This window comes from Clostridium sp. DSM 8431 (assembly GCF_900116755.1).
Taxonomy (GTDB): domain Bacteria; phylum Bacillota; class Clostridia; order Clostridiales; family Clostridiaceae; genus Clostridium.
This window is the reverse complement of record NZ_FPBY01000160.1, coordinates 1-7,398: the sequence shown is the minus strand read 5'-3', so window position 1 is coordinate 7,398 and position 7,398 is coordinate 1. Positions and strand designations below refer to the sequence as shown.

Here is a 7,398-nt window from a genome sequence, read left to right as displayed (position 1 = left end):
TTCTTTATTCTTACCATTTTTAACTATGTATTTATTTTTACAATGAGGGCAAATTAATTCTGTTGTTTCTTTATTATTTGAAACATTAATTAAAATGCTGATATCTATTAATAATTTTCTTTTAGCTGCATTACTTAAAAGCTTTATATTTTCTAAAATTTTAAAATAGTTATCTAAACACAAAACAATCACTTCCTTATAATCATTTGTTTAGATACTTGCCTATTTTTATCACTTTTATTCACAATACAGCCTTAAAAATAGCTTAGGATTCTGTTTGGTTACTTGACTATAAAATTTTTCAAGTAAAAATGCACTATCATAGTAAAATAAAAAGACGCATTTCTGCGCCTTTTCTAACATAACTATTCAACTGATTTTAAAGCATCAATCATATTAACCTTCTTAAGTTTTAAATGCATCATAATCATTACAATTACTGAGAACAATAAAGTTAAAAGTCCTGATGTAACATATCTCATCATGTGAACTTCATGAACCATCATCATATTATCAAGCTCTGCAGTATTTAAAATATAGAAATACACATACTTTCCTAGTACTGATCCTGCAAGTATTCCTAATATAGTTAAAATAATATTTTCTCTAACAATATACATAGTTACTTCATTATCATAGAAACCTAATACCTTAATTGTTGATAATTCTCTTATACGTTCTGAAACATTTATATTATTTAAGTTATAAAGAACTATGAAGGCAAGTCCTCCTGCTGAAACTATAATAACTATCATTACAATTTTTAAGCTTTCTGCTGAATCTCTTGCACTTTTAGATATTGTATCAACCATAGTTACGTTTAATACATTACCACAATTCATAAGTTCTTCTGAAACCTCTTCTGGATTTTCAACATCCATCTTTAAGAACTCTGCATTATAAGATACATCTTTTCCAAAGACCTCTTGATAATACTTAGGAGACATATAAATTGCATGTCCTGTATAATTTTCTGTAATATTAGCTACCTTTACTTTATAAGTTTCATTATCAGCATCTTTAAATTCAATGTAATCTCCTGCTTTAATCTTTAAGAGACTCGCTAACTTTTCATTAATGATTACACCATCATCACTTAAGTCATAAATTTCCTTAGACTTTCTATTTCTTAAAGTAACATAATCTTTAAACTTATCTACATCTTCAGGAACATATAATGATGCTGTTTGCTTATTTATTCCTTCTTTACTTAAAGTAACAGACTCTTGGTAAATATTTATGCTGCTTTCAAAGCCTTCTATAGAATTTAAAACTTCCTTATACTTTTCTTCATCTTCTTTACTGCTATCAGTATTATGTATTACCATAGCATCATAGTTCCAAATCTGTCCAAATTGTCTTTCAACAATAAGATCATTTGAAGCCTTTAAAGAAAATCCAAGTACAAGCATTGCCATACATCCTGCTATTCCAAATACAGTCATAAGCATACGTTGTTTGTATCTAAAGATATTTCTTAAAGTTACCTTTTGATTAAAACTTAAGCTCTTCCATAAAGGAGTAATTCTTTCTAATAATATCTTCTTTCCTATTTTAGGAGCCTTTGCTCTCATAAGTTCACTTGGTTTATTCTTAAGTTCATCTCTTAAAACTAATAGGGCTGCACCTAATGTACATACTATTGAAATAATAAGAGATTGCATTATATAAGATGGATAGAATTTAATTTGGATATTTCCTAAATCATACATAACTGAATAAGCATTAGATATAACTTTTGGGAAAAGGTTGCATCCAACTATTATTCCAAGTACACTTCCTGTAATACTTGCCATAGCAGCATATATTACATACTTTTTAGATATTTCAAAATTACTATATCCTAAAGCTTTTAAAGTTCCTATTTCTATTCTCTTTTCTTCAACCATTCTTGTCATAGTAGTTAAACATATAAGAACTGCAACTAAGAAGAAGAATAGAGGTAAAAATGAAGCAATATTTTTAATACTATTAATAGCATCTCTATAACCTGTAAATCCAGAAAGGTCTTGTCTATCAAAGTAATAATACTTTCCACTTATCTTATTAATTTCTTCTTGCTTTTCTTCTATAACTTTCTTACCATCTTCTAAAGAAGCTCTATTTTTATCAATTTCTTCTTGTCCATTATTTAATTTTTCTTCAGATTCTTCAAGTTTAACCTTAGATTCTTCTAGCTTAACTTTTCCTTCCTCTAAAGCTTTCTTACCATTATTAAGCTCTACTTTCTTAGAACTTATTTGATTTTGAGCCTCTTCTATTTTAGCTTTTCCTTGAGTGATTTCTGCAAGGTTTTTATCATATTCAGCCTCACCTGAATTATAAGAAGAAATTCCAGCAATTAAAGTCTTTAACCCTTGGATTTGTGTATTTACTTGTTCATTTCCTGTAGCTCCCATAGCTTCTAATGCCTTAAGCTGTTCTTCATACTTAGCTGTACCATCAGCAGGATTAATTCCTTGATTTAAAAGACTTTGCTTAGCTGCATCTAGCTGAACTTTTGCTGCATTTAATTTATTTTCTCCTTCTTCTAAGGCTTTTCTCTTATCATTAAGCTCTTTTTGACCATTTGCTAAAGCTACTTCACCTTGTGAAATTTGAGTTTCAGCAGCTGCCTTTTTGCTTTGGTATTCCTTTAAACCATTTTCATATTGAAGCTTTCCATTTTCAAGTTGTTCCCTACCTGAAATTATTTCTTCCTCTGCTGAATTTAACTTTGCTTCTCCTTCATTTAATTCATCTAAAGGACCTTGAAGCTTACTTTCTGCTTCATCTTTAACTTCTTGAACTCTTAAATCTTCTCTATTTTTAAAGATAGATTTTAAGTTCTCAGTATTTTCTTCCATTAAATCTTTATACTCATCACTATAAGTATCTAAATTTTCAACATTCTTAAATCTAACATATATTTCTGTAAATACATCCATATTGATATCTTCAGAATCTACAACTGCAAAGTAATCAACACTTCCTTTACCTACAGTAGATGTACCTCTTGAACCTGATTCAACATACATAGGACTATTTACAAAACCTACAATAGTAAACTCCTTAGTATTAAACTTATCCATAGAATCTTCATCAGCTTCTATTTTAAAAGTATCACCTATTTTTGGATCTGGAGATTTCTTAAGAGCTCCTTTATCTAATGCTATTTCACCTTTGTTTTCAGGAAGTCTTCCTTCTACAACTTCTAAGGTGTTCATCTTTTCATTATCTTCTTTATTAAAGCCCATAAACTTTACTACATTATTCATGTTACTTAGACTTACATCAAAACTTTTACTTCCTGTATAACTTAAAACATTATCATCATTTTTAAGTACATCTAAGTCCTTTTCTGTAAGGCCTAATGTAGAAACAATTCTGCTGTCCATTAAATTTAAATTTTTATAGTAATTATTAGCTAGATTATTCATATCAGGACTTGTAGATCTTATTCCTGCAAAAAATGCTGTTCCTAAAAATATAATAAGTAATATAGAAATAAATCTTGCCTTTGAAGATGAAATTTCTCTGTAAATTGACTTTCTATAAGTATTAGCCTTCATTATTCAAAATTCTCTCCTTTACCATTCAATATCTTCTACTGGCATTGGAGCTTTATTTAGCTCTATTTCTTTAACTTTTGCATCATTAATATGTATAACTCTATCTGCCATAGGCGCAAGAGCTGAGTTATGTGTAATTACTATTACAGTAGTACCAGTATTTTTGCAGGTATCTTGAAGAGTTTTTAGTATCTGCTTACCTGTTTTATAATCAAGAGCTCCTGTTGGTTCATCACATAAAAGAAGCTTTGGATTTTTAGCAATAGCTCTTGCTATAGATACTCTTTGTTGCTCTCCTCCTGATAGCTGAGAAGGAAAGTTATCCTTTCTATGCTCTAATCCAACAAGCTTTAAAGTTTCATCTACATCTAAAGCATTCTTAGAAATCTGAGTTGCTAGTTCTACATTTTCTCTAGTAGTTAAATTTTGAACTAAATTATAAAATTGAAATACAAATCCCACATCATCTCTTCTATATTTAGTTAAACTTCTAGCATTAAACTTAGATATATCAGTTCCATCTATAATTATTTTCCCTTCATCTGGAGTATCCATGCCTCCTAAAATATTAAGCACTGTAGATTTACCAGCTCCACTTGGTCCTAAAATAATTACAAACTCTCCCTTTTCAATAGAAAAAGTAATTCCATTATTAGCTGCTACTATGCTGTCTCCCACTTTATATCTCTTATACTCATCTATAACTTCAATATAAGACATTCCCATTCCTCCTCTGTATTATTAAATAGACAGTTTGTTCATTTAATAGTATAATTAATCTCAAATTTGGACACAATATTCAATTAATTTCATAATGTTATTAATTGAACATTTTTAAGTATTTTGTTTATTAAAAGGGTGATAAAAGTGGCTGGAACAAAAGGTAATCGTAGAGTTTTATATACACAAAAGGTAATTAAGGAAAGTTTATTAGAACTGCTAAAAGAAAAAAATATACATAAAGTAACTGTAACTGATATATGTAAAAAAGCTGATATTAATAGAGGAACATTTTATTCTCATTATAAAGATGCTCATGATCTTTTAAACTCCATGGAAAATGAATTTTTTGATACTGCTTATAATTTTGTAAAAGATTATAGCGATGATGCTTTACTTAAGGTTCTTTACTTAATTAAGGATAATAAAGACTTATGTAAAATAATATTTTGCCTGCAAATGGACTCAAGAATATTAAGCAGAATATTTTTTATTGCTAACAAAATAGATGTAGAAAGCATGCTTAAGGAAGAAGATAAAATTTATATAGATTATCTTATTAAATACTCTGTTGGTGGTGTAATTGCAATTATACAAGATTGGCTTGAAGGTGATTTAAAAGAGGAGCCTGAATTTATATTAGACATTATTAATAGGGTTAAGAGGATTTAAAAATGACTCTTTATAAGAATTCCTGCTATTAGTATGTAGCAGGAATTTTAAATTTCCATGTTCCCATGACATAAATATAGCACAAAACACTCATTTGGGCTACCTTAAATATAGTTCCTAACCAATAAAATTTCATTGCTAACTTCACTTATATTTCTCTACTAAAAAACAGAACCTCAAGTTCAGCTTCGAAAAATTTGTAATTAAAATATATAATCCCCAAAAAATTCCAAAAGCCAGCGGCTTAGAATTTCCTCCTCCATTCTAAATTCTACATTCTTAATTCTAAATTTTAAAAAAATAGCTGTAAGCCTAATACCTACAGCGATTTTTTAATTGATATAGTTCTCTATTTTCCAATTAAATTTATAAAAATTGTTATTATAGATGAATTGACAAAGTCTATAAATAATCCACCTACAATAGGAACAACAAAGTATGGTGTGTAAACAAATCCATATCTATTTGTTAATTCGTCCATGTTAGCAATAGCATTAGGTGTTGCACCCATACCAAATCCACATGTTGCAGAAGCAAATACAGCAGCTTCGTAATCTTTACCCATTACTCTATATGTAATAAAGTAAGCAAATAAACCTACTAATACAACTTGAGCAAGAAGCATTATTAAAAGAGGAAGTGCTAAATCAAATAATTCCCATAATCTAAGATTCATCAAAGCCATTGTTAAGAAAAATGATAAACCTATTCCTCCTAGAGTATCAATTTCTTTTTCTACTAATTGCTTTCCCCTAAGATCAAATATATTTCTAATTAATGCTGCCACAAGCATTGCACCTATATATGATGGAAAAGTCAAACCTGATTTTCCTATTAACTCAGATACAATTGAACCAAATCCCATTGCAACAAATAAGAAACATGCTCCTGTCATTAATCTTTTATAAGATAAAATATTATGATTTTCTTCATTAAAATCCCCAACTGTTTCTGTTGGAATTTTAGAATTTTCATCATGAACTGTCTTTAGTTTATGATTCACGATAAGTGCTCTTGCAACAAGACCACCAATAATACTACCCATTATAAGTCCAAAGGTAGCTGATGCTACAGAAACAGTAGTTGCTCCGCTTATACCCATTTTTTCAAGTATAGGGCCAAAAGATCCTGCAGTTCCATGACCACCAACCATTGGAATAGATCCAGTACATAAACCAAGAAGTGGTTCCAAGCCAAAAAGTGAAGCAAAAGTTACACCTACTATATTTTGAGATATAACAAGTAAGGCTGCTAAAACAAGGAATGTTACAACTTTTTTCCCACCACTTTTTAGAATTTTTAAACTTGCAGTAAAACCAATACTTGTGAAAAATGCTGTCATAAATATATTTTGCAAAGTTGTATCAAGATTTACTGTAGCTATACCTGTAAGCTTAAGTAAAAGGATTAATAATGCAAATATAAATCCACCAACAACTGCTGGAGGTATACAATATTTTGATAATAAGCTCCATTTACCTCTCACATACTTACCAATATAAAATACTATAGAACAAAGAGCCATGGTCTCATAGATGTTTAAATTAAATTGCATATGTCACCTGTCCTTTCTTTAGTTAATAATTATGTGTAATATATATATAATATAATATATATAATATATATAATATATTATAAAAAAATTAAAGTACAGTTATAAAAAAAGCATTAAATACAGCAAAAGTATTTAATGTGATAAAATGTACGCAAAATAGGATAAATAATACAAAAAGTTCTTGTTTATGTATTTTTCTCATCCATAAATTTGCATTAACAAATTCTTATACATTACTAAAATAAATAAAGGGCTAGAAAAGACAGGAAATTAAATTCCTGCCATTTCTTTTATTTCTTCAATTGTAATTTTCCCATGATTAAGATTAATAATATCTGTTTCTCTATCTACGAATTCAAGAAGATCATGAGGCTCTCCCATTTTATATATAGTATTAAATTTTATTAATACAGCCTCATGTTCAATATTATCTTCAGAAGTTATTATTTTACCATTGAAAAAAAGTTTATCACGCATAATGGATTCTCCTTTATTAATAAGTGTATAAATCTATTTTTTCCAATAAGTTATAATTTTAAAAATATATTTTATATAGGCTATATGAAATTAAGCCTCTTGAAATAAAGACAAGAATATTTACTTGTTCGATATTATACATTACTTTAATCTATAGCAAACTTATCCACGCCACTCTCTATCCCCTTAATTTCCCTTTAAGACATGTGTAAAGATACTTACTTTAGATATTTTTATCCACACAATCGAGTAGGAGGTAATCAATTATTTTGATTACCGACCTCTCACACCACCGCACGCCCAATGTCGTCAACTTAAGAATAAAATAAAAAATATAAAAAAAAGCTTGACAATAGAGAAAAAATTTGCAGCCTCGCTATAGAGAAATAAATTTATAGCGAGGTTTAATATTATGAAAAATAC

At 28.6% G+C, this 7,398-nt stretch carries 6 protein-coding genes; 1 reads left to right on the top strand and 5 read right to left on the bottom strand.

Going from position 1 to position 7,398, the window contains the following annotated elements; all coding sequences use genetic code 11:
• The 3 genes from BM384_RS13695 to BM384_RS13685 form a co-directional block, all read right to left on the bottom strand.
• Positions 1-183: hypothetical protein (locus tag BM384_RS13695; protein ID WP_139232124.1), on the bottom strand; the 183-nt coding region annotated here is incomplete at its 3' end.
• 182 nt (positions 184-365) lie between these two features.
• Entirely contained in the window at positions 366-3,551 is a 3,186-nt protein-coding gene (locus BM384_RS13690) for an ABC transporter permease (protein ID WP_090014423.1), read from the bottom strand.
• Positions 3,552-3,569: 18 nt separating this feature from the next.
• Positions 3,570-4,271, bottom strand: a complete 702-nt coding sequence (locus BM384_RS13685; protein ID WP_090014422.1) for an ABC transporter ATP-binding protein — start codon at positions 4,269-4,271, stop codon at positions 3,570-3,572.
• A 147-nt stretch (positions 4,272-4,418) separates the two neighbouring features.
• On the opposite strand from BM384_RS13685, the gene BM384_RS13680 reads away from it, so the two are divergent.
• A complete protein-coding gene (locus tag BM384_RS13680) occupies positions 4,419-4,943 on the top strand; it encodes a TetR/AcrR family transcriptional regulator (RefSeq protein ID WP_090014421.1) in 525 nt (174 codons plus the stop codon).
• A gap of 349 nt (positions 4,944-5,292) precedes the next feature.
• On the opposite strand, the gene gltS is transcribed toward BM384_RS13680, so the two are convergent.
• Positions 5,293-6,498, bottom strand: a complete 1,206-nt coding sequence (gene gltS / locus BM384_RS13675; protein ID WP_090014420.1) for a sodium/glutamate symporter — start codon at positions 6,496-6,498, stop codon at positions 5,293-5,295.
• A 270-nt stretch (positions 6,499-6,768) separates the two neighbouring features.
• Positions 6,769-6,975: a hypothetical protein gene (locus BM384_RS13670; RefSeq protein WP_090014418.1), complete on the bottom strand. Its 207-nt coding sequence runs from the start codon at positions 6,973-6,975 to the stop codon at positions 6,769-6,771.
• Positions 6,976-7,398 lie beyond the last annotated feature (423 nt).